The organism is Verrucomicrobiota bacterium (assembly GCA_037139415.1).
Lineage (GTDB): Bacteria > Verrucomicrobiota > Verrucomicrobiia > Limisphaerales > Fontisphaeraceae > JBAXGN01.
Genome location: JBAXGN010000034.1, coordinates 21,266 through 42,823, shown reverse-complemented (window position 1 = coordinate 42,823; position 21,558 = coordinate 21,266). Strand labels below are relative to the sequence as shown.

Annotated in this window: 21 protein-coding genes; all 21 read right to left on the bottom strand. The window is 53.0% G+C overall.

The annotated features are described in order from the left end of the window. Positions 1-31: 31 nt before the first annotated feature. Entirely contained in the window at positions 32-712 is a 681-nt protein-coding gene (locus WCO56_08185) for a PIG-L family deacetylase (protein MEI7729537.1), read from the bottom strand. Positions 713-755: 43 nt separating this feature from the next. Beyond that, entirely contained in the window at positions 756-1,337 is a 582-nt protein-coding gene (locus tag WCO56_08180) for a hypothetical protein (GenBank protein ID MEI7729536.1), read from the bottom strand. A 64-nt stretch (positions 1,338-1,401) separates the two neighbouring features. Beyond that, positions 1,402-2,652, bottom strand: coding sequence for a WcaI family glycosyltransferase (locus WCO56_08175; GenBank protein ID MEI7729535.1), 1,251 nt, complete (start codon positions 2,650-2,652; stop codon positions 1,402-1,404). Beyond that, entirely contained in the window at positions 2,649-3,551 is a 903-nt protein-coding gene (locus WCO56_08170) for a glycosyltransferase family 2 protein (protein ID MEI7729534.1), read from the bottom strand. The genes WCO56_08175 and WCO56_08170 overlap by 4 nt, the downstream gene beginning before the upstream one ends. After that, complete coding sequence (locus WCO56_08165) at positions 3,548-4,114, bottom strand: WcaF family extracellular polysaccharide biosynthesis acetyltransferase (protein ID MEI7729533.1); 567 nt, start codon at positions 4,112-4,114, stop codon at positions 3,548-3,550. Before WCO56_08165 ends, WCO56_08170 begins: the two co-directional genes overlap by 4 nt. After that, on the bottom strand, positions 4,111-5,271 hold the full coding sequence (locus WCO56_08160; protein ID MEI7729532.1) for a glycosyltransferase: 1,161 nt from the start codon (positions 5,269-5,271) through the stop codon (positions 4,111-4,113). The genes WCO56_08165 and WCO56_08160 overlap by 4 nt, the downstream gene beginning before the upstream one ends. Before the next feature lies 1 nt (position 5,272). Next, on the bottom strand, positions 5,273-6,442 hold the full coding sequence (locus WCO56_08155) for a glycosyltransferase family 1 protein (GenBank protein ID MEI7729531.1): 1,170 nt from the start codon (positions 6,440-6,442) through the stop codon (positions 5,273-5,275). Between the two features lie 50 nt (positions 6,443-6,492). Beyond that, positions 6,493-7,659, bottom strand: a complete 1,167-nt coding sequence (locus WCO56_08150; GenBank protein ID MEI7729530.1) for a hypothetical protein — start codon at positions 7,657-7,659, stop codon at positions 6,493-6,495. A 332-nt stretch (positions 7,660-7,991) separates the two neighbouring features. Beyond that, positions 7,992-9,221, bottom strand: a complete 1,230-nt coding sequence (locus tag WCO56_08145) for a glycosyltransferase family 4 protein (GenBank protein ID MEI7729529.1) — start codon at positions 9,219-9,221, stop codon at positions 7,992-7,994. After that, positions 9,222-10,232: a glycosyltransferase family 4 protein gene (locus WCO56_08140; GenBank protein MEI7729528.1), complete on the bottom strand. Its 1,011-nt coding sequence runs from the start codon at positions 10,230-10,232 to the stop codon at positions 9,222-9,224. It lies immediately after the preceding gene. Further along, positions 10,229-11,146 (bottom strand): hypothetical protein, encoded by a 918-nt coding sequence (locus WCO56_08135; GenBank protein ID MEI7729527.1) that lies wholly within the window; start codon positions 11,144-11,146, stop codon positions 10,229-10,231. The genes WCO56_08140 and WCO56_08135 overlap by 4 nt, the downstream gene beginning before the upstream one ends. Before the next feature lie 256 nt (positions 11,147-11,402). After that, a complete protein-coding gene (locus tag WCO56_08130; GenBank protein ID MEI7729526.1) occupies positions 11,403-12,539 on the bottom strand; it encodes a glycosyltransferase family 87 protein in 1,137 nt (378 codons plus the stop codon). A gap of 71 nt (positions 12,540-12,610) precedes the next feature. Beyond that, positions 12,611-13,504 carry an FkbM family methyltransferase gene (locus WCO56_08125; GenBank protein ID MEI7729525.1) on the bottom strand — a complete coding sequence of 298 codons (894 nt, stop codon included), beginning with the start codon at positions 13,502-13,504 and terminating at the stop codon, positions 12,611-12,613. Positions 13,505-13,514: 10 nt separating this feature from the next. Next, positions 13,515-14,642: an exostosin family protein gene (locus WCO56_08120; protein MEI7729524.1), complete on the bottom strand. Its 1,128-nt coding sequence runs from the start codon at positions 14,640-14,642 to the stop codon at positions 13,515-13,517. A gap of 33 nt (positions 14,643-14,675) precedes the next feature. Beyond that, positions 14,676-15,377, bottom strand: a complete 702-nt coding sequence (locus WCO56_08115; protein ID MEI7729523.1) for a class I SAM-dependent methyltransferase — start codon at positions 15,375-15,377, stop codon at positions 14,676-14,678. After that, positions 15,378-15,593, bottom strand: a complete 216-nt coding sequence (locus tag WCO56_08110) for a hypothetical protein (GenBank protein ID MEI7729522.1) — start codon at positions 15,591-15,593, stop codon at positions 15,378-15,380. It abuts the gene before it with no gap. A 9-nt stretch (positions 15,594-15,602) separates the two neighbouring features. Then, positions 15,603-16,697, bottom strand: a complete 1,095-nt coding sequence (locus tag WCO56_08105) for a glycosyltransferase (protein MEI7729521.1) — start codon at positions 16,695-16,697, stop codon at positions 15,603-15,605. Between the two features lie 12 nt (positions 16,698-16,709). Then, positions 16,710-17,627 (bottom strand): glycosyltransferase family A protein, encoded by a 918-nt coding sequence (locus tag WCO56_08100; GenBank protein ID MEI7729520.1) that lies wholly within the window; start codon positions 17,625-17,627, stop codon positions 16,710-16,712. Then, positions 17,624-18,472: a glycosyltransferase family 2 protein gene (locus WCO56_08095; protein ID MEI7729519.1), complete on the bottom strand. Its 849-nt coding sequence runs from the start codon at positions 18,470-18,472 to the stop codon at positions 17,624-17,626. The genes WCO56_08100 and WCO56_08095 overlap by 4 nt, the downstream gene beginning before the upstream one ends. After that, positions 18,457-19,707 carry a glycosyltransferase gene (locus WCO56_08090; GenBank protein MEI7729518.1) on the bottom strand — a complete coding sequence of 417 codons (1,251 nt, stop codon included), beginning with the start codon at positions 19,705-19,707 and terminating at the stop codon, positions 18,457-18,459. The genes WCO56_08095 and WCO56_08090 overlap by 16 nt, the downstream gene beginning before the upstream one ends. After that, complete coding sequence (asnB, locus tag WCO56_08085; protein ID MEI7729517.1) at positions 19,704-21,557, bottom strand: asparagine synthase (glutamine-hydrolyzing); 1,854 nt, start codon at positions 21,555-21,557, stop codon at positions 19,704-19,706. The genes WCO56_08090 and asnB overlap by 4 nt, the downstream gene beginning before the upstream one ends. Position 21,558 lies beyond the last annotated feature (1 nt).

Genomic DNA, 21,558 nt, shown 5'->3' with positions numbered 1-21,558 from the left:
GCGAAGGGCCTCTGTTTAGGCGCAAGGATGGCTAGATGGCACGAATATAGGTTTGCAACGCCTCGGCATACTGACAGCGCGCCTCAATGCCGCGATAGCGGGCCCAACTCCGAATACCTTCTTCCGAAAGGTAGTTGTCACCTTTTCGAATCTGACTGGGAAAACAGGTCCGGAAGCAATTTAACTTCAGTTTCAATTCCCGCTCGGTAAGCTGCACATAGGTATCCGGCTTAAAATCCGTCTGCGGGCCAAGGGAATGGACATAGGTAGGATTCTCCATGAGATACATTCCTTTGGGGAAAAAACGGGAGGTTGGGCGGGTGGCCGCCATGGTGGCCTCATGGACAGCGCGGTGATCCTGGTGAAAAGAAGGCCCCTGACAGATCAGTAATGATGGGCGCACCCGGTTAATGGTGAATTCAATAATTTGCACCAACGTCCTGAAAGGCACCTGGTCCAACTCGCCGTCCGCATCCAACGGAACCTGCGAATCCGAATGCCAGCGTCCCTCAAAATATTTCACATACGTCTCGTATTCTGCAATTCGTTGCGCGCGCGTGACCGTCCCGGCATGGTGCATCTTGACATCGGATGCGGCCAAGAGCAGAAAGTGATAATTGTACTTCGCGCGAAATTTCTCCAAAAAACCAGCCACGCTGATTACTGAATCATCACTGTGCGCTTCTACAACCAGTACGTTTTCTTTTTTCATTATTTCCCGCCAAACGATTTATCAGACTCGTAGTGCCCTATCTCTATAGGACCATTGTGACGTAAGCCATAATGCCGTCATGCCGGTCAAAAATAAAGAACTTTTGCACCGTGAAGCCAAACTTTTTTATTTTGCACTGATAAAATTCCTGTGCAAAGTCGAAATCCAACCGTGCGGGGTCGGAAATTCCGTAATACGCCTGCCGCCGCCGCCGCCATTCAGGATTGGAATCATATCCGTAGGGATGATAATTGATGTTAAAGATGAGCACGCCATGCTCTTTCATCAGGATTGGAACCAATTCCAACGCTTCAAAATGCTCGCAAAGTTCCCCGTTCTTTCCGAATAAACAGAGTGGATTATCGAATACCAGGAAATCGAACGCATGCGTAAATTCAGGTTGTCGGGCCAGAATAAACGAATCACCGATGCGAATGTTGGCCAGCGGCAAATTACGCCGCAAGGCCGGTTCACACTGCGGGTTGATTTCCCAGGCATCCAAGGAACTTACCTCGGTCGCATAGCTTACCGTATGCCAGTCGCCTTCCCGTGCGAAAAATTCCAGGGCACGCATGGACCTGACCGGGACATCCATGCTTTTCAGCTTGCCCAGCATCCTGCGCATGGGCTGCTGGATTACTTCCGGTGAATAAGTCCGAGGAGAAGCCATAGCTGTTTATAAGTCAACTTTACACATTCTTCTTTAAGGTTTCAGGAAAACGACAAAGGGACCTCAACTCCTGCTCAAAGGCGGTGAGCACAGTTTTCCGGTCAAATTGCCGGACATAGTCGCAGCCAGCTTGGGCCATCCCCGCCAAGGATTCGGGAGATTTTGCGAGTTGCATTATGGTTTGGGCAATCGTAGCAGCATCAAGCGTTGCCAGGGTAATGCCAAAGCGGCCAGACTGGGTGACACGAAAAAGCTCACTTTTACCATCCGCAACCGCCAGCACTGGCTTGCCCAGCGCCAGTGTCGGAAGGAGTTTACTGGGGAAAAACGCATACCCGGTTCCGGGTTGTTGGGTAATTACACACAGATTGGCGTCCCGCAACATAGCGACATACTTGGCTTCAGGTTGCAATGGAAGCAGCAGGATTTGTGATAAATTGCGATCCTTGATCTGCCTGGCCAACGCCTCACGCATGGCCCCATCGCCGCAAAGCACCAATTTAATGGTCTCGTCGCGCAAATGCGCGGCGCAATCAAGCAGCAGCGTCAACCCCTGTTTAACGCCGAGGTTGCCGGAATATACGACCAGAAAGTCATCCTTTGACAACGCGTGCTGTCGGCGAAACGCGCCTGGTTCTTGCGGATAATCCAAGTCGTATGTCAAAGAGATGCTATTGGGAAAATACAGGATTTTATGCTCTGCGACGTGCTTGCGGCGAAACGCCTGTAACATCCCCTGACTGATGCCGGATACTCGCGCTGCCCGACGATACGCAATGGTTTCCAGAGCATACAGACCGCGCAATAACAGGCCAGACTGGACCATTTTAAGCCCCACCGCAGCATCCGGTTGCAAATCCTGAACGTGGAAGACATACGGGCAGCGTTTAATCACGCTCGCGAACCACGCAAACACCCCCAACAATAAGGGAGGGGAAACCACTACGAGCACGTCAGGTCTTGGCAAAGCCATCAGGCGTAAAAAGGCGGTCACCACGAACGAGGCCTCATGAAATACACGCCGCAGACTGGTCACTTTCCGGGGCACATAGTGCCAGCACCGATGAATGGGTACACCGTTCAGAATATCCGTGCGATAGAGCAGATCTTCATCTGCGGGCAATTTGCACCAGGCTGGGTAATAGCAAAACGTGGTGATCATTCGCACCTCATGGCCGCGCCGTTCAAGAAATTCACACACGGCAGCGTTACAGGGAGCGATGCCCACCACCTCCGGCGCGTAATTAATGCCCCAAACAATTATCTTCATGGCGCGGGGTATTGGGGCGGCGTCTTGTGGTCACGAGATTTTTTAAGCTCATAGGCCTTGGCCACGCTTAAAAGTTCATACATGGCATGTAGCCGGGCAAAGTAATACCCCTCGCGCCCGTCCAGAAAACCGCGTTGCCAGAAATAGACATAGAGAAAACGGAGCCATGGCCGGCAAGGCATTTTTTGCGCCAGCATTTTGAGGCGACGGCGACGCGCCACCACCGGATCCGATAGGCAGGCGGCAGACTCGCCAGGTTTCGCCAACGCGAAATGCGCCTCCCAGTTGGAATAGCGATTATGCTTTTCCACAAACACGGAAACCGAGGGAAAAGCGAAATGCTCCATTTCACACTGAAGGCGAGCGGTCGGGCCTGACAAAACAATGTGTTCATGCACTTCATTATCCCCGCTGTCAGTGTCGCCAGCGATTAATTGTTCATAGCGCCCGAGGCGATGTTTGAACAAGCGCAAGTTCCAATTGGGATAATAGGCATGTCGCAACCACTTTCCCATGAACATAAAGCGCCGGTTAATCCAGTAGCCAGCCACATTTGATTGTGGTAACGATAATGCCCGCCGAAATTCAGCCTCGGCTTCCGGTGGCAGCACTTCGTCGGCATCAATAATGAATACCCAGTCATGGCGAAATGGTAGGCTTTCCAGCGCCCAATTTTTCTTCTTCGGCCACTGGCCGGTGTAATTGAATTGAACAACTCGCGCCCCTAACGATTCAGCCAATGCAGCAGATCCATCCGTACTTTGGGAATCCACCACGAAAATTTCATCCGCCCAGGCCACGGAAGCGAGACAGCGCGGCAAATTATGCGCCTCATTTTTGATTGGAACCAACACCGACACCGGCACCGAATCACGCTTGGTGAAAAGAGGATTCGTCATGCTTTAACCTCGGAAGATGTGTCGCGGATTTTTCGCGGTTTCAACGGTTTGCAGGGATGACCGGCACAGACCATCCGCGCGGGCATGTCCTTGGTGACAACGGAGCGGGCACCAACAACCGAACCTTCCCCAATCGTGATGCCGGGGCCAATAAAACATTCCGCGCATAGCCAGGCCATGGCACCCACAGTGATGGGACGGGCATATAACTCAAAGCCTGCGGATTCATAGTCATGCGTACCGGTGCAGAGATGACTGCCCTGTGAAACGACACAACGATAGCCGAGGGTGATTCGCGCCTGCGTGTAAAGCGTGGCCCCGTCGGCGACCCCCACCTCGTCGCCACATTCCAAATTCCACGGCGCCCAAATAATGGCTTTCGGATAGATATGGCAGTTTCGCCCCAGTTTGGCTCCAAAGCAACGCAGCAGAAAGCAGCGCCAGCCATGCAAAGGGCGCGGACTCAAGCGGAACAACACAACGTACACCCACCCCCACACCAATCGTCCTAGGCGATTTTTCAGTGTGAATGAAGGACCGGTAAATGCACACGTATTTGTCATTTGCCAATTCCCAAATCAGCCAACACAGAGATAAACTGTTCCGCCGCCCGTGTCACTTCAAAGCGTTGCCCAAAACAACGCCGCGCATTGCCGCGCATTCTTTGTTGTTCAGCCATCGGCAATTCCAACCACCTCCGGAGTAATCGGTCAATACCGTCCTGCTGGTCTGGTTCGGCAAACCCCGCGTTGTCTGCGGTGATTTCACGGTGGATATTGACCGCTGTGGAAATCAACACCGGCACTCCGCACGCCATGGCTTCCACCACCGCCAGACCAAAATTTTCCTGATGTGATGGCAGGGTAAAAACCTCCGCCGCATAATAGGCCCCCCATTTCAACTCACCTTGCAGCAGTCCAGTCCAAACGATACGGTCAGCCAACCCCAACTGTGACGCTAACTGTTTCCACTCCGCCTGCTGCCCCAGTTGGTCCGGCCCGGCCATGACTAATTTCCAATTCGCATTTAAAATCGCGATTTTCGCAAAAGCACGCAACAGCAGATCCACGCCTTTCTTGGGATGCAAGCGTCCCAGAAACAGCAACAACCGGGAGCCTTTCAAACTTTCAAAATGATTCAAAAATGCCTGGCGCGCTGATTCGGCGTTGGCGGGTGGAGGTTCCACACCCAAATGCGTGATCCGTTCGGTGCAATGATATGGCTGAAACGTGTTTTGTGCCAGCCGCCGCTCTTCTTCACATGTAAATAATACCGCGCGCGCATCGCGCAAAATGCGCCGTTCGGCCAACCGCCAGTACACCATTTGTTTAAAGTGCTTGAGCGGATATTGACGTTTGAACCACGGATCCAACATGCCATGAGGAAAAATGCAATAGGGCGGGTGACGATGACGAAACGCTCGCCAGACCCCCAGCCCGCTATACTGCCAGAGCCCATGGATAATCACCGCATCCATTTCACGCGCATCCTGGATCAGGCGTGATACAAAATCCGCACGGTATCCAAAATTAAAGTGAGCTGGCCCATACGCGATCACCGGAAAAGGAAACGCTCGCACCCAAGCATCCAAGGGGTGGTCAAGGGATGCCACCCGCACGTCATGTCCAGCGCGCTGATGCTCCAGGCCGAACTGCCGGACCACCTCGATGGGACCTCCGCGAGCAGGATTCACGGTACGAATGGAGTGCAGCAGCTTCACGTCATTGTTTGATTAAATTCCGGTAGAGTTGGACGTATTGCGTCATCATGTTGTCCAATGAAAACCGTTGCACATTTTGCAAACCTTCAGCGATCCGCGCCCGCCGCGACGCCGCGGGTTCTTGAATGGCCTGGCCCAACACCTCAGCCGCCGCTCGATCATCACGCGGATTGACAAAAAATGCGGATGCTCCGGCCACTTCCGGCATGGGCTCAACGTCGCTGGTGAGGACGCGACCGCCACATGCCTGAGCTTCAAGAATAGGCCACCCAAACCCCTCGGCCAACGAGGGGAATAATACCAATTCCGCCCGCGTATATAAGGCGCGCAACTCCTCATCACCACAATCCGTAAGGACCGTGACGTGATCCGACAAGCCGTGCTCGGCGATAAAACGACGCAGAACATTGGGCAACGGTTCCCCAACCAATATCAATCGCGGAACTGTGGGTTGCTGCTGCACAAGCAGGAGGTACATCCGCAATAGACCTGGACGATTTTTGTACCATTGGTTGCCGGAAACATGCAGGAGAAAGGGTTCTACCAACTTCGTGGCCGAAAACGACGCCCGCGATAATAAAGCTTTAATGTGCCGCGCAGCCTCACTTTCCCCCATTGGCGCATAGCCATAATTTAGGGCAAGGTGAATTGTGCTCAGCCGTTGGGGCGGCAAGGTGCACAGGCGCCCTACATCGCGTGCGGTTGCCAGGGAGGCAGCCGCAATATGGCAGGCACGGTTTAAACCACCGAGAATTGCCTGCTGAAGTTGTTTCCCCGTCCAGCGGGTGGGATTTTCAGGAAATTCATTTTGAGCGGAGCGAATCGCCAAACAGTCCAGACAGGTCACCAGATGCGGCCAAGGTTGCAAGACCCGGGTATAAACCGCATTGGAGTGATCCAGGATATGAATTAATGCATCCTGTGGCGGGCCGGACATCCATCGCCCTGCCGCACGTGCAAGGCTTTTCGGGAAAAGTAGATATTTATCCAGGTAGCCGAGCCATTTTCCCAAACCGCGATTGGATGGCAGACGACCGCCAAACACCGGTGATGGTTGGATGATTTCACAACGGACGCCAAACTGGGGCAGTGCGTTTGAGAAAAGCCGAGCTAGACGCCACATGCTTTGCTGGCGATCCGGCGGGTAATTGGCAACTAAAAGGACTCTCACAAATTCACGCTCACAGAACCCGAAATTCCATGGGTAAAAAAGCATCCTGCTCATTTAAAAATATCTTCATCATCATCTGACTCGACGGGAGCTTTAGGCTTTCGACCACCATAGGCGCCTGCTGGATACATGGTGCGTTTGGGCTTCGCACTAATTTGATTGATCGGTGGTGCTGAGGAGAGTACTTGTGCAATCGCGGCTTCATCAGCATGTTTTGCCGCAGTAAGTGCCAAGGCGGCACCCAGCACACTAAAGCCAAGCGTGGTGGATTGTCCCCACTGGCCGGAAACCACATTCAAGGCAGAACAACTAAACAACATTAGCGGTAAAATATTTCCACGCGAAACCATGCGATAGCAAAGCTGCCCCATCCATAGGGCTAGCGATAGTCGAAACCAAATCATCGCCACCCCTAATAATGGGCCTAACTCGCCAACCAAACGCCCCCATTCGCCCTCGGACACGAGAAACTGCATTTCCCCTGTCATTAGTTTGGCGCCTACGTTCGTCCCCACCCCAACCCCTTGCCCAAATATGGGAACATCGAAAAGAATCCGAATCGGACCAGTGAATTGGTTGAAAAATCTCTGAGCCAATCCGCCCCCCTCCTTTTCCGTGTTTGATGCTTCCGCAAACCGTGCCCCCAGGACTTCCTTCCCCTCGTCGAAATGTTGCGTGTAGCCCAGAATAAACAAGGCGATCACTACCAAAATCAACAACCGGCTCAAGCCGGCTGCCATTTGACGTGCTCTGACCATCCCAAGCGCGAAGGTAGCCAACACAATGGCGGACTCCAATACTGTGGACCGGCTGCCAGATACCGACAACGCCAAGGCTATGCCAACGGTACTCGCGATCAGCAACCAGCGCGGGTAGATGCTCCGCCCGGCCATACCGTAACTGAGGAACGCCGTAGCCATGGCAAAATAGGAAACCACCCCCGTAATAAATGAGAAGGTGCCCGGTGGTCGTATTTTGCCCATCGCTGACGCCAACTGAAACCCTTCCCCCGCGCCAACCGTGCGGTTAATCCAGGCATCTTGTGGCGCGCGAAATTGATACACCATCAAGATGGCCATGGGCACTGTGCCGATCAAGACCCATCGGCCAATGCGGCGCACGTCCTCCGCGTCGAAGATTTGTGGCAGCAAGAAAATCAACGGCACGTGAAGAAAGTTGCATCGCAAACCGTAAAGCATCACCGGCAGGGTGACCAAGTGCATCCCCAATTGCACCACACCCAACATGCTGGTAATGGCCAAAAGCGCGCTGAAAGTCCCCATTTTATTTCCCACCGGAAGCAAGCGATGCTGGGCGGCTAGAACATAAATCATGATTATGATCGGGTCTCTGATAACCAACAGCGGATTGGAAAATTGGGGCAACCACCATTTGCGAAATGCCCCCTCAAAAATCAGCAGCCAGAAATACACCCAGACCAGCCGCTTGATAAATGTCAATTCGCCCGTTTGGAATGCGGCAGCATAATTCAGCCCCGCAGTTTCCATGGTGCGTCGTGAATTTTTCAGATGCTTCACTTTATCCCCAGTTAATGGTCAGCACCACAGTCCTCAACGATCAACGCATGTGACAGGATTTTTTGCGCATAGGCTGGCCAAGTATATTGCGCTGATTTCTGTCGGGCGAGCAACCCCATTTCAAACAAATCAGCCCGATGGTCGGCAAACCACGCGATTTTTTCCGCCAGCGCCTCCGGCGAGCGGATTGGCACGAGAAAACCTGTGCGTCCCGCCTCAATCAAATCTTCGCCACCGGCATTGGCGGTTACCACCAACGGCAGCCCGCACTGCATGGCTTCCTGCTGCACCAAAGCACGCCCTTCGACAATGGATGGCAGCACCAACGCATCGCATGAGCCCATGAGTGTCAGCACTTCGGCATGCGCCCGGGGCGGTTCATAGATAAAATCCGGATACTGACGCCGATAGAACTCATGAGGCGCCAATGGCGCGCCAAAAACCACGAGGATGATATCCTTGCGTTTTAGCAAGCGCATGGCCGCAAATAGGTCGGCCAAACCTTTGCGCTGGGTCATCGAACCCGCAAATAACAGTCGAAAGGGACGGTTGCGGCTATGTGACGCAATGCTTGCTGAAGGGACTTCAGGCGAACCAAATTCCGCCACAACGCATTTTTTAGAGTGTCGCTCCGGTACCGAGCGTGCCACGAACGCACTCGGGCAAACAACCACGTCAGCCAAATCAATCTCCCGGGTTTTACGTTCCAACTTGGCTGCCGAATCACGCGTACCCACCAACGTTGGTTCCCACTCTGGATAGCGTAGCGCTTCCTCCGCCAAAAGGCGGCGGCTGGTTTCCCAGTAGACGATCGGCAACTCGTAACTGCAACGTAACCCTTGCTGACGTGCCGCTTGAAAAGTCGCCAGTGCGCCATCTTCATAAGCATGCACGGCACCCGAAAACTTAGCCTTACCCAGCGATGTCAGCCAAGTGGCCATGTGTGCATCAAGATCACGATAAACAGCATCCACCGAAGCCCATCCGCACTCATGGCGGGTGAGCCAGGTAAATCCCATGCTAGTAGCCAGTAACCGCACGGATTCTCGCATCGGACGCGTTTCCAAAATGCTTTTTGGCAATGCATAAGCGCGCCGACGACCAACTCTTGCCGGCCACAGACAGTCAGACTTGGCCGTCGCCAGAGTGGTAAAAAACTTCAACAGTACAGCTCTTTTAGCCGCTTCATAAAGCAAGGCCCGAACAAATTCATTGCCGGTGGGATGACTGACAACAAGCATTTACCGTATCGCGGCTTTAAACACCTCAAGATATTGCGCGGCCACCACATCTGGCCGATGCTTTCTTAGGTGCAATTCGCCCGCTTCAAGAAATTTAGCGGTATTGGCCGTGTGCTGTAAAAGCGTTTGCAGCACGCTGGCCAATGCCGTGACATCGCCATTGGCGAACGTCATGCCACATGGCCCAATGGCATCTTTTAAGCCGCCCCCTTCCGAACCCGCAACCACACACCCACAAGCAATGCCCTCAATCGCCACCAACCCGAATGGTTCATTCAATAAAGAAGGCACCACCAAGAGCCGATGTTGGTTTAACAGCGCAGCCAGTTTTGGACCATACACCTGTCCGCAAAACCTCACTTGCTTCTGCAAACCCAATTCATTTGCCAACCTCTCCAACAGCGGGCGTTCCGGGCCATCGCCAATAATGCTCAAGGACGGACGTATTCGCTTCCGTGCGATCGTTGCCAACGCCTGCAGCAATATTGCCGCCCCCTTTTCGGAGACTAAGCGCCCCAAAAACACCAGGTCCTGATTCCGCTGAACATTCGGCAACACACGGAAAACACTCGCCTGATATGGATTGGGAATAACGGTGCAAGCGACCGGCAACATATCAGGAAGCGCTTGGCTGATACAGACATTGGTTGCAAATCGCGTAAGCCAACGCTTCCACCAATCACGTACTCCCACGCGCCCATTGGAACGGGAAATCCACCCATGATGCGCGATCACCCACGGTCTTGCGACCAAAGCAAGCGGCCAGACATATCGCATGCTGATATTATTATGAAAGAGGATTTCACACCAAACAACCGTTCGCAAAAACGCCGCCAGATTGGGTCGGCGCAGCACTTCATAGGGCAAGCGATCGCCGCCAGTTTCAGCGACATGGGTTACTACTTTAAGTTCGTGGCCCTGCCGAATAAACTCCTCCGCCAGCAACCCCCCAACCGTTTCGATGCCGCCCACATGGGGATAATACGCATAGGATGCCATCAGTATTTTCATCCGGAGCGTAGTAATGGATTCAAAATTTGCGCGTAGCGATTGACCAACACCGGCCAATCCGCGTATTCGCGATACCACGCCTGCCCCGCTGCACCGACCGCAGCCAGCTTCCCCTGACTGGCCTCTTCCATAAACCGCGCAACTGCCAATGGCGAACCGTCACATACCATAAATTCTTTTCCCGCTGTGAGCGGCCGGGCGTCACCACCCTGGTGGAATACCGCTGGACACCCACACGCCAGCGAGGTGGTAAAGCTACTAGACTTCCCTGCCAGAGTTGGAGGGTAAAAAGTCAGGTAAAACGATGCCTCCTGAAACGCGCCAATCACCTCATTTTCTTCAACTGAAGCGCGGATGCAAATTTTGTCTTGGGAAACCAGTTGGGCCAAGAAACGAATGTCGTCACTCGGATCCGCGCCGCCCCGTGCCGCATGTCCAACCACCAAAATGCGCAACAAAGCTCCGCGCTGATTCAAATCACGCAGGAAATTGGCATGTGCCTGAATGGTGCGCAAACGGGTGTGTGTTAATCCAAAAACCATGACGGACCAGGGTGGATGGCTGCGAACCTTTATCCCGGCCCCGCGTACCGTGGTTACAACCGAACTGGGAATCGTCATAACCGGTGCGTCCAGCTTGAGCCACAGTGCCATGCGCCGCGTACTGGTCAGGCATCGGTCGGCACGGTGGCTAAGGTTTTGCACCAGCCACCATTGCAGCCAGCGAAGCCAAAATACGCTGCTCCAAGGTGGTCCGACCGACCATAATTCATGAAAAAAAACGACCAGCCGCTGGCCGTTGTTTTGCGCGCGATTTAGTCCTGAAACCAGCCAGAATGGAATGCCACGGTAGTGATACCCATAGCCCACATAATGGAGTAAAACCACCTCGCCCAGGGCATGCGTTCCTAACAAATGCGCTAAATTTTCCCCTGTGCGTTGCCGAACGCCAACGGTCGGGAAAGGAAAATCTGAAGGTGCCCCTGGCCACAGTGGGTCACCCACAATAAATCGCGATGCCAATCCATGATCAGCGTGTAATTTTGCCGCCAATACCCGTGCGTAATCCCCCACCCCGTCCACATTGGGAGGCAGCCGGGGAACGATCTGAACAAGGTTAGCCATCAACGGTGAAAATGATACCCCATAAAACCTTCGTTTTCCCTTGAGCTTAAGAATCGCAAAACGATGAATTTGTGGGGCCCACCGATTTAGACACATCCGCCTGTTTCACTGCAACTTGGGCAGACGTTTCGACGCACAGCCATGCCACCCCGAATATCCAGATTGCACCAATGACGACGGGTAAGCAGCCATGCCAAAGCGGCTCGGTAAACGGAGTCCAAACGGTAATGCCAACCACCAAAAAAGGAAACCAAGCATTTCGCCCATGTGGATTTGGGACTCTTGAAGCGATTGCCACCATTAAAAAGAATAGCAATGATTGGTCATACCGCCTGGAATAACTCCACAACAAGCTCGTGACCGCGCATAAAGCGGCCAGGGTCAATGACGACACATGCTGGTACTTGTGAATAAACCATATACAAATCGAACCGCCAACCACCAGACCGATCACCATCACTTGAACATGATTCAACCCAATCCATTTTAGTCCGTCCAGCAGGCCCATGCGCATATCCTTATGGATAGCGTTATTCATCCCTCGGAAAGATTCCAGGAGCGACTCACCTGAATCCACCCCGCTGACCAAGGTGCCAACGGCAAGATAAATCAATGTTACCATCAGACATCGCCATTGGCGCCGTACCAACGGAATACATGCAAACGGGATGGCCAAATGCGGCTTAATCATGGCGACCCCGAGCAAGATGCCCGCGAGCAATTCCTTTTTCCTTTCCAACAGCCAAATCATCCATGCTAAACAGGCTGTCACAATGATGCTGTATTGGCCCAATCGCAAGCATACCGCCATTCCCGCCACCGCGAACGCCGTACAAATGACAAACCACCGTTCCACATTGGAGTACCCCTTGCCAATCAAGATCAGCCACCACACTAAGCTCAGCAACGCTACTAAATTTACACCGGCAAAATATATTTTGGAAGCGGCCCAAGACATGGATAGCACAAACAGTTGGCCACTAAAGAAAGCCCATGGAGGATATGGCTGATATTGAATCGTTTCCGTTATCGCATCAGGACTTGCCTCCTTCGCAGCCGTTTGTTGACTCAGCCACCGCAGCCGAAGATCCAAGGCACCGCGGTCGCGAAAAACCATGCCATAAAATCCCACGAGTAAATAGGCAGCGGCGAGCAGCGCCAACATCCACGACAAACCGGACATGTGTGTCAACCATTTTAACACCGCAATATTCCTTCTAACCGCCGGGCATCCACTAAAGGGGAATGTGCCATTCAAAACACATGCCATCCCTTATTGTGCGCCAGCGCACTTAAAGCGTCCGGGCACAAGGTGGCAACATAATTTGGTTCCAAATTATAACCCGACAGCTCATTGATTTTTCCCAGCGATGGGCCAGAAAAACGTTTGGCAATCTGAAAAACTTGATAGCCAAAGCCGGTTAGCAGTGGCAGAATTGGAGAGGTTTCACGTTCGTGGTTTTCAAAAAACAAATTTCCCACACGGTGCTCACGCAACATTCGATCCATGCCTTGCAGCACCCGATACTCGTGGCCTTCAACATCCAACTTCACCACTCGAATAAACGGATACGCGGAAAGGTGTTCGTCCAAGGGCACCGCCTGAATGGTAATCAGAGAGCCAGCCTCGGCGCCGACGTTCCCGCTTTCAACCACATGCCCCAACCCGCAATTCAAGCCTCTGGCTGACTGAAAGAAGAGCGACTTGTTTTCGTTGGAAGCAGCCAGATTATGCAAGATTACCACCTGTCCTAGGTTATTTCGGGCAGTATTTTGCTTGAGCTTTTCATAGATCACCGGATCCGCTTCAAAGCTAACACAACGGCCGCGCGGTCCGCACCGCATGGCCATCAGCAGAGTGATGTACCCGATGTTTGCCCCCACATCCACGCATACATCCCCCGGCTGAACCAGCCGCCAAATGAGTTCACTTAACGCCGGGTCATAACAACGGGTATTGATAAGATGATTTCCAATGTAATCTCCCTCCTCCACCAGAATCGTAGCCCCAAACGGCAACACAATCGCCACCTGCAACTGATGGTACTTGCGGCGCAGCAGCAACCGCCGGAGAACATTTTGAGGGCGCAACACATACTCAGGGCTGGTGAAAATCCTGCGGAAAGCGTGTTTAATGCGGATCGGCATGCGTTTGATGTTATTCAGTTCCAAAAATGAACCCGTTTTCTTTGAATGGCTTCAGTAATAAATGAACATGACTAAAAAACCCCTGCGGTCCAAGCCATTCATGATAAAGTTGGTGACACGCCTTTTGACGGGCAACAAACTCAGCCGATGACAAGCCGGAATGAAACGCCGACACCTGCCGGCCAATGTCGGCCAATTCGGATTCTTTCACAATCACGCAATATTTTTCCCAGTCAATCAGCCCTTCGTATGGAAGCACGCAATCCGTATCTACCAATACAGGGATGCGTCCGGCACTGAGCGCTTCATAAAATCGAATATTGCAGTTTGCCCACCCACGCGAGCAAAGCACATAATCGCTGGCCACCAAGTTATTGACAAACTCCCGCCGCCGCACGCGTGCTGCTTCCACAGATCCGCCTGGCAGGAATGCCCCCATCGAATTTGCAAAGGCGGATTGTTCGCGGATGAGAAAATTACATTCCACCAACGGAGATTTTCGCAGTTCCAAGAGCGCCCGAACTCGGGCAGCGTGCGCGGTACGGGTGGGCGCCCATTTTGCCAAGCCCGCATAGTACGCGAATAGCCGCAAGGTTTCCTTTAACTTCTGCCGGCTCCATCGCATGCCCAAAGGAGGTGCGTAACCGCAAAAACCAACAACAGGACAAAGCGCCTTTTCACGAGTGACCAATACCCCCCCCTGCTCATCCTGAATATAATCCTTGCTCCACTGAGGAATAATATGCTCATTCGGCTGTCGCCATGACCGATGCACGGCAATACGAATCACCAATGCGTGAGGGGGCCAATTCACCTTGATTGGGGCGTCACAAATCAAAAATACAATAACCGGCTTGCCGCCCAAACGAGCTGTCGTGAAAATACGTTGTGCCAGTGCGGCTAATTGAGGTTTGGAAATGGTATCATGCCAATCCATCGGTAATAACGCAGCATCAGATTCCGCCAAGGTGGCAACCATCTCGAAAATACTTGACGCATCTCGAAAGTATGACGCCGTGACTTGCCGGTAATTATTTTCTGGGTCGTAACGATCACATCCCCAAAAGGCATCCAGCAGAAAAACATGCGGAACTCCCACCGGGAGCCACTCTTTTTCTGAATATAACCTACGCTTCATGGTCTGGCGTCTGCATCACCCATAGCGCATCGCTCACTGAGGTTTGCGCAACAATAAGGCCGTCGTGTCACCAAAAAACCGTCCGAGACTTCGCGGCAGTAAGGAAACGATAAAGCCCATCGTAAAATAGAAAGCCAAGGCCCCCGGAGATTTACTGCCACCGCCACGCCGAATCGATTCATAGGTGCCAAAACTGAATATCTCGAATCCCACGCCACGCGCGATTTGTTCCCAAATGCGCGTCGGATTTAAGTTAATATGTCCGTAAATTTCATATTCTTTCCCACGAATGGACGCCTCGGCGGTCACTACCTCCGCCTTGTCCGGGCGGGCATATTGTTGCCGGTATTGCCCTTTCAGCCACACCGGAATGCGGCGCACCATTTGCAGCGCGGAGGGCGAATTGTCCGTGGTCAAAATCAAAAATCCACCGGGCTTTAATATGCGAAAAATTTCGGCAAACAAATTCTCTGGTGCAACCAGATGCTCCACCACTTCCGAACAGACAGCCAGATTCTGTGAGTCACTGGCCAATGGCAAAGGCTCCACCAAAGCCGCCTGGATGAATTCCCAGTCCAATGGTATTTTCGCCTCAGTGCCACGCCAAAACTCCCTGCCGCGGGCCAACAAATCAGAGTCACCTTCGATCAAGTGCAAGCAGGTGCGCTTCCACGGTGGCGCCTGCTCAAAACCATGGGTGAGCTTGTGAAGCAAAAAGCGCGCGTCATGCCCCATCTACGCCCCCACGTCCACTACATGCAATGCCTGTTCGGTACCGGGTTTGAGCGCAGCCAAAGCCGTCTCGAAAAACTGCCATAGCAAATGCTTTTTATAGACGCGGAAATTCAGGTAAAGGATATCCGCCAGATGAGACCCAGGATCGCTCAAAAAGACGGCCAGCGGATCACTGGCGGAAGGCACATCGGATTGGTCAGTTTGAGAATTATTCATAACCGCAAATCAGCATGGGGCGGGTTGCTTGAGGGCCGCCAAGACGCCCCGCAGACACCGCAGTAAAACAAACCACCGGGCCCCCGCCCCCAGCCCGGGCTTTTTCAACAGGCGCAGCAACAAATCCAGCCGTTGTTGCCGATGGTAAAAAACGGCATAGCACTTCGCCAGGTGATCCGGATTCTGAGAACGCCAGCGCCGCCCCTGGATTTGGCTGGCGCGGGACAGCACTTCGGCCGCACGGTGGCGGTAGGAATGCCGGGCAACTACCTCCGCCTGGCCGCTCCGGGCAATCGTCTCGCGTTCCTGATCGTGCGCAAGGAAGTAATCAATTTTACTCACCAGTTCTTCCGGACTGGAATAGACCGCATAATGACGGTCCTCCTGAAATAATTCGCTCATACCATGCCCGACCGGTTCTGTGAGGAGTAGCGCGCCCGCCGCCATGGCTTCAAAGTTTCGCATGTTAAAGCTGCTGAGATTGGGAATATTGACAACGATTTTTGACTGATTATAGACCCGGTACATCTCATTTCCAAACACTGGTGTTTGGTACTCATTCATCCGATATTTGGCCGCCAGCATTGGCAATAACCGACGGCGTTTTTCATGGCTCGGTAGATTTGTCGCCCCCACAAAACCGACTTGATATATTCTGGCAAGGTTCTGATTGTATTCCAGCGTGTCATCAAACCCATGCGGCAACCAAAAAACATTGTCGCATCCTTTGCTAATCATCCTATTCAAACCGTCCTTTGAAGTTAGAAATACCAAGTCAAATAACTGGGCCATCGGCAGATATTCGGCGTCCGTTTCTTCAGAAAAGTAGTCATGCCAAATGGCAGTCGGACATGCCAGTTTCACCAAGTCCCCATATAATACCGTCGGTGAACCTAAGTATAGTGCGGAGTCATCCCGATACTCAGCCAATCGCTCCTGGAGGGATACATCCCAAGAAAAACCAGGTGCCTTGCGAAACGGCGCGGCAAACCGCTCGACCGTCACATTGTTTTTGGCGAACCCACTCGCCAGATGGTCAAACCACCATTCCGTCGGATGGTAACTCAACGCCACACGCTGAATCGGATGTTCATTCGTCGCCATATACAATGAAAATTACTGATTACCACGAGCCAGCATTGCTCTTCTAAAACGCCACAGCCAGAATAATTTAACCCCCAGTACAGGAATGAAAACCAACCATTTCCACATTTCGTAGAACACCTGCGTTTTCCATGCGGCTTGTGTCAATCCCATCGAAAACTGTTTCGTCGTGCGCATGTGGTCCAATAGTGCCGTACCCAAACTTCGTGCCAGACATCGGTGCAGCGGCCAGGCGGGGTCCAGCCCCTCCTTGGTCTTCAACTGGTACAAAATGATCCACCGAGAATGCATCACGCTTTTTAACAAGCGCCTCAAACCAATAGGGTATTGCGGATGATTTACCACGGCATCAGCGCAAAAGATAATCGAACCACTGCGCTTAATTCGTGCGCCAAATTCCATATCTTCTCCTCCGGCTTCCAAAAAATCTTCATCAAATCCGCCAATCTGGTGGAAAAACGTGCGTTTAACAGCGAGATTACAACTCCAAAAAACCCCGCCCGAATGATTTTCCACGGCATGAGTCAAAGGCCGGTCTTGCTTGTTGGGAATCACCGTACGCCCCTCAATAACATCCACCGAATTCCCTCGCGCTCGACTGATCAAGGCGGGCAACCAGCCTGGCGACGGAATGCAATCATCATCCAGAAAGGCGACCCACTCGCCCTGCGCCATTTGCGCCCCATGATTGCGGTTCGCCGCCGGCCCACGCTTCGGTCCGGCCGTCCAGTGCACGTAAGGAAACTGATCCCCCAACAAGCGTTCCGCCGTGGTATTCACACCGTCATCCGTGACGATGACTTCATATTCTTCGGAAGCCAGATTTAGAACATCCGGATGCAAAAGGGCCAAACAGCGCGCCAATAGGTCGTTGCGATGACAAGTGGGTATCACCACCGAAATAAAAGGGGCATTTGCCATTTTGCTCATAACGCCAGCAGCGTTTTCCCACGCCGGCAGTGACAACGCCACCACGAGCGCCAAAACCGGTAGTGCGGACAAAAAAGGCTAACGGGCACGCTTAATAAATCACGGTCGCGCAAATCCGCCATTGCCATGACTTTGAAAGCAAAAACAATATTCTTGAAATATTCCTGATAACTGGCCGTTTCCGCCTCTCCAGCGTACCACCGCCAATAACGTTCCAATACTTGTCCCAACGTATTGTGACCGAGGGACATGATCTTTAATTTCGGGTCCTGCACCACGTCATACCCAGCCTTTAGTAACCGCCTACCTAATTCCGCATCTTCTGAATGCCGCAGGCGATGATCATAGTTCCCCACCTGCCGAACCGCCGATGCTCGCACCATGGCACCACCTGAGGCGAGCAGTGCGCCATGGCGCACCTCTGCGTTTACGCCCACTTGGAACAGATGCCGCCCGCGCCAGCGTTCCGCCAAGTTTCTAGCGGTAGGTTGGGTGACGATGCCGTACACTCCCGCCACGTTATCATGCGCAAACCAAGGCAATGCATGCTTAACAAAGTTATGGTCCAGCGTTGTACTGACGTCACAACACAAAACCAACTCATGCTGAGCCATCGTCATGGCCGCTGCACGAGCGGCGCCTCGTCCAAGATTTTTCTCCAGCCGTAGAACCCGCGCCCCTTTGGCGATTGCAACCTCGGCAGACCCATCGGTTGAGCCGTCATCCACCACCAGTATTTCATCCGGTTGAATTGACTGGTTTTGCAGGCTTGTCACCGCCTGCTCAATGCATGCGACTCTGTTAAAGCAGGGAATGTAAGCGCTTATCTTTAATCGGTTACACACTTTTTCACATCGGTTGGCACCAGTTTTTGGTACAATTCCAGGTGTGCGCGAATCATCCGCTCTTCACTGAAACAATCCTGCACTCTCATTCTGGCGGCTGCTCCAATTTGCCGAATCCGTTCTGGACGACCCAACGCCAGCCGGAGCGTTTCTCCCAACGCTTTGCCGGAAATACTCGCAGCCAACAGTCCTGACTTGCCGTGTTCAATTTGTTCCACCACCCCGCCCGTCGGAGTTGCCACCACACAGCACGCGCCAGCCATTGCCTCCAGGATTACGCATGGAAAATTCTCGCTGGATGACGCAAATAAGAATATGTCTGCCGCCTCATAATATTCCGCCAGACGCACTGCGTTCTCAACATACCCAGCCGAATGACACGCATGATATCCGGCAAGTTCGCGCGCCGCCACATCGCTATTTTGTCCCGCCAAAACCACCTGGGTGGCCGCACTGGCAGAATCAACCAACGCCTCGCGAATCATGCCGAACCCTTTGTCCACATCCAAAAAATTCCTGGTGACCGCCAGAATCACCAACGCGTCAGGCTGCAGGCCAAGGCGGCTGCGAAAATCGGCATCCCGCTTGCGGGCTCCCGTAAAACGGGCCGCAGACACCCCATTGGGGATAACGTGCATCGCCCAACGCCGCCCCACCCTGCTCTCGCGCACCGTCTTAGCCAAGTGCTGTGACGGCGAGACTACATGGATAGGCGCGGGCCCAAGCACCTGGATTTTCCGACGCAATTCTTCCCCGGTGCGATCCACCGCCCCAATCGGCCACTTGCCCACCTGCGGACATTGGCCGCATTGTTCCATAAATCGGCGGCAATCCAAGGGCGGATCGCAACCACCCGTGATTCCCCAATAACTGTGAAACGTCCAGACTAGTGGTTTATGCTTCGCTAGGAAAGCAAGAGCCTCCAGCGAAACATAGTTGGCATGGAAACTATGCAGATGAATCACATCATAGTCGGACGCTGCCAATTTTCGAAATCGGGGCTCACACCATGATAATCTGGGAAACACTCGTTCTACCCAAACGTTAAAACGGGTATGGCTCAAGCGGGTTAATATTTTGGGGTAAAATGAATATATTCCCTTTGGAATTACAGGTCCAAACGCGACGTAGTAGTGTGCCTCGTGGCCCGCCTGACGCACCCCCTCGTACACTTGGCGCGCCACCGTCTCCGCCCCGCCAAACTGGTACAAATTGTTGAGAATGGCTATTTTCACGCCGTGGCAGCAACCGCACTACCTTGTTTTCCCGACAGCCCATGCCTTTCCAACCATAGCCCCAGTATGAGTAACACCCAGGTGCGATACCCATTCTCTTCAGTCCAGCCTCTGACCGCAGTTGACGAAAGATACTGATAGAGTTTGCTTTGACTATTCCCGAACACCGAATGTTTGAGTTCTTGAATTTCCGGTTGTTTAAACCAATCCCAAATTGGCGGGCCAAATCCCTGTTTGGCTCGACGCCGAATCGAAGCCGGCCAGGTTTGCTCATACACCTGCCGAAGCAAAAACTTGTCGCAGCTCGTGGTAATTTTAAGTCGGTACGGCAATGTGAGGCAAAACGAGGCAAAATCCATATCCAAAAACGGGCAACGCATTTCCAGCCCCCATGCCATGGACGCACGGTCGGTCTTTGTCAGAATGTCTCCGGCCAGGTAATTGTCCACATCCCAATGCATGACCGAATTGAGATCACCAACCGTAGTGCTGCCACCATCACTGAGCGGCAAATCCACTCCCATCCCCCTCAATTCCTGGTCATTGAAATTCACAGTGCGAGCCGTATGCGCGGCCAGACTGTTACCATAATGGGATTTCAGAAAGAAACCCTCCCATAATTCCGCCAGCGGACGTGGCAACGTAGTCCGACTTAGCTTGCACAGCGCCGCCACCATCCGAATAAGCGTCGCAGTAATTTCCGGCAACCGCCGTGCGCGCTCGAGTTGAAATAGTGGCCGGTACCAAAAAGAATAACCTCCGGTTAACTCATCGCCCCCCTCGCCTGCGAGCGCCACCGTGATATGTTGCCGAGCTAACCGCGACAATAAATACGTGGGGACATTCGCCGGATCTCCCAACGGTTCGTCGTACACCACCTGCATTTTAACCAGCAACTCTGCCAGATCGGAACGGTTTTCCAGCAACTCCAAATGCTGGGTATGATATTGGTCAGCCACCTCGCGCGCGTACGGAAGTTCATTAATGGACTTGCCAAAACCAAACGAAAAGGTGCGGCATTGCGGATGATTCTTGGCGGCGACTGCCACAATAGTGCTGGAATCCAACCCGCCACTGAGAAACGTACCAACCGGCACATCCGCCACCAATTGCCGTGCCACCGCCTGATCGAATAAATGCCGAAATTGTTCCGTTGCTTCTGCCAGGGAAATGGATTCCACCGTCTCCGGCAGTTTCCAATAACGTTTTACTTCCACGGTTCCCTGTTTCCACAATAGTTGATGCGCGGGAGGCAGAGTGCATACATTGCGGTAAATGGTCCGGTTGGGATTGACATACCCACGCCGCAGGTAATCGCACAACGCCTCCGGGTTAAACTCTGGTTCAATCAAGCCGGTCGCTAGAATTGCTTTGATTTCTGAGGCGAAAATAAATTCCCCAGCCCGGCCGATCGCATAATAAAACGGCTTTTCGCCAAACCGATCGCGCGCGCAAAATAACTCCCGCCGGCGATCATCCCAAATGGCAAACGCGAACATGCCTGGTAGTCGCGGCATCATATCTGCTCCGTCGCGCTCATACATGGCCAGAATCACCTCCGTATCGCCGACCGTCCGGAACGGATACGGGGACAACTCCTGACGCAGGGCTTTGTACCCATAGATTTCACCGTTGAAACTAATGGCGACCTGGCCACCTGCGGTCACCATGGGCTGCTGTCCACCGCCTAGATCCACAATGCTCAAGCGTGTGTGTCCCAGCGCGCACGTGGTAAAAAAATGACGTCCATCATCATCAGGCCCACGATGCTTGAGCGCCTGGATCATCCCCTCAAGCCGGGGACGATACGTTTCTGCGGCGAGGGCCACAATGCCAGCTATGCCACACATG

What these genes read in the sequence shown, in the direction of transcription:
- WCO56_08125 (MEI7729525.1), bottom strand. Translation starts at nt 13,504, where the DNA reads ATGCCGATCCGCATTAAACACGCTTTCCGCAGGATTTTCACCAGCCCT.
- asnB (MEI7729517.1), bottom strand. Translation starts at nt 21,557, where the DNA reads ATGTGTGGCATAGCTGGCATTGTGGCCCTCGCCGCAGAAACGTATCGT.
- WCO56_08140 (MEI7729528.1), bottom strand. Translation starts at nt 10,232, where the DNA reads ATGAAAATACTGATGGCATCCTATGCGTATTATCCCCATGTGGGCGGC.
- WCO56_08120 (MEI7729524.1), bottom strand. Translation starts at nt 14,642, where the DNA reads ATGAAGCGTAGGTTATATTCAGAAAAAGAGTGGCTCCCGGTGGGAGTT.
- WCO56_08170 (MEI7729534.1), bottom strand. Translation starts at nt 3,551, where the DNA reads ATGACGAATCCTCTTTTCACCAAGCGTGATTCGGTGCCGGTGTCGGTG.
- WCO56_08180 (MEI7729536.1), bottom strand. Translation starts at nt 1,337, where the DNA reads ATGCGCAGGATGCTGGGCAAGCTGAAAAGCATGGATGTCCCGGTCAGG.
- WCO56_08100 (MEI7729520.1), bottom strand. Translation starts at nt 17,627, where the DNA reads ATGAGCAAAATGGCAAATGCCCCTTTTATTTCGGTGGTGATACCCACT.
- WCO56_08105 (MEI7729521.1), bottom strand. Translation starts at nt 16,697, where the DNA reads ATGGCGACGAATGAACATCCGATTCAGCGTGTGGCGTTGAGTTACCAT.
- WCO56_08165 (MEI7729533.1), bottom strand. Translation starts at nt 4,114, where the DNA reads ATGACAAATACGTGTGCATTTACCGGTCCTTCATTCACACTGAAAAAT.
- WCO56_08185 (MEI7729537.1), bottom strand. Translation starts at nt 712, where the DNA reads ATGAAAAAAGAAAACGTACTGGTTGTAGAAGCGCACAGTGATGATTCA.
- WCO56_08115 (MEI7729523.1), bottom strand. Translation starts at nt 15,377, where the DNA reads ATGGGGCATGACGCGCGCTTTTTGCTTCACAAGCTCACCCATGGTTTT.
- WCO56_08145 (MEI7729529.1), bottom strand. Translation starts at nt 9,221, where the DNA reads ATGCTTGTTGTCAGTCATCCCACCGGCAATGAATTTGTTCGGGCCTTG.
- WCO56_08110 (MEI7729522.1), bottom strand. Translation starts at nt 15,593, where the DNA reads ATGAATAATTCTCAAACTGACCAATCCGATGTGCCTTCCGCCAGTGAT.
- WCO56_08130 (MEI7729526.1), bottom strand. Translation starts at nt 12,539, where the DNA reads ATGTCCGGTTTGTCGTGGATGTTGGCGCTGCTCGCCGCTGCCTATTTA.
- WCO56_08175 (MEI7729535.1), bottom strand. Translation starts at nt 2,652, where the DNA reads ATGAAGATAATTGTTTGGGGCATTAATTACGCGCCGGAGGTGGTGGGC.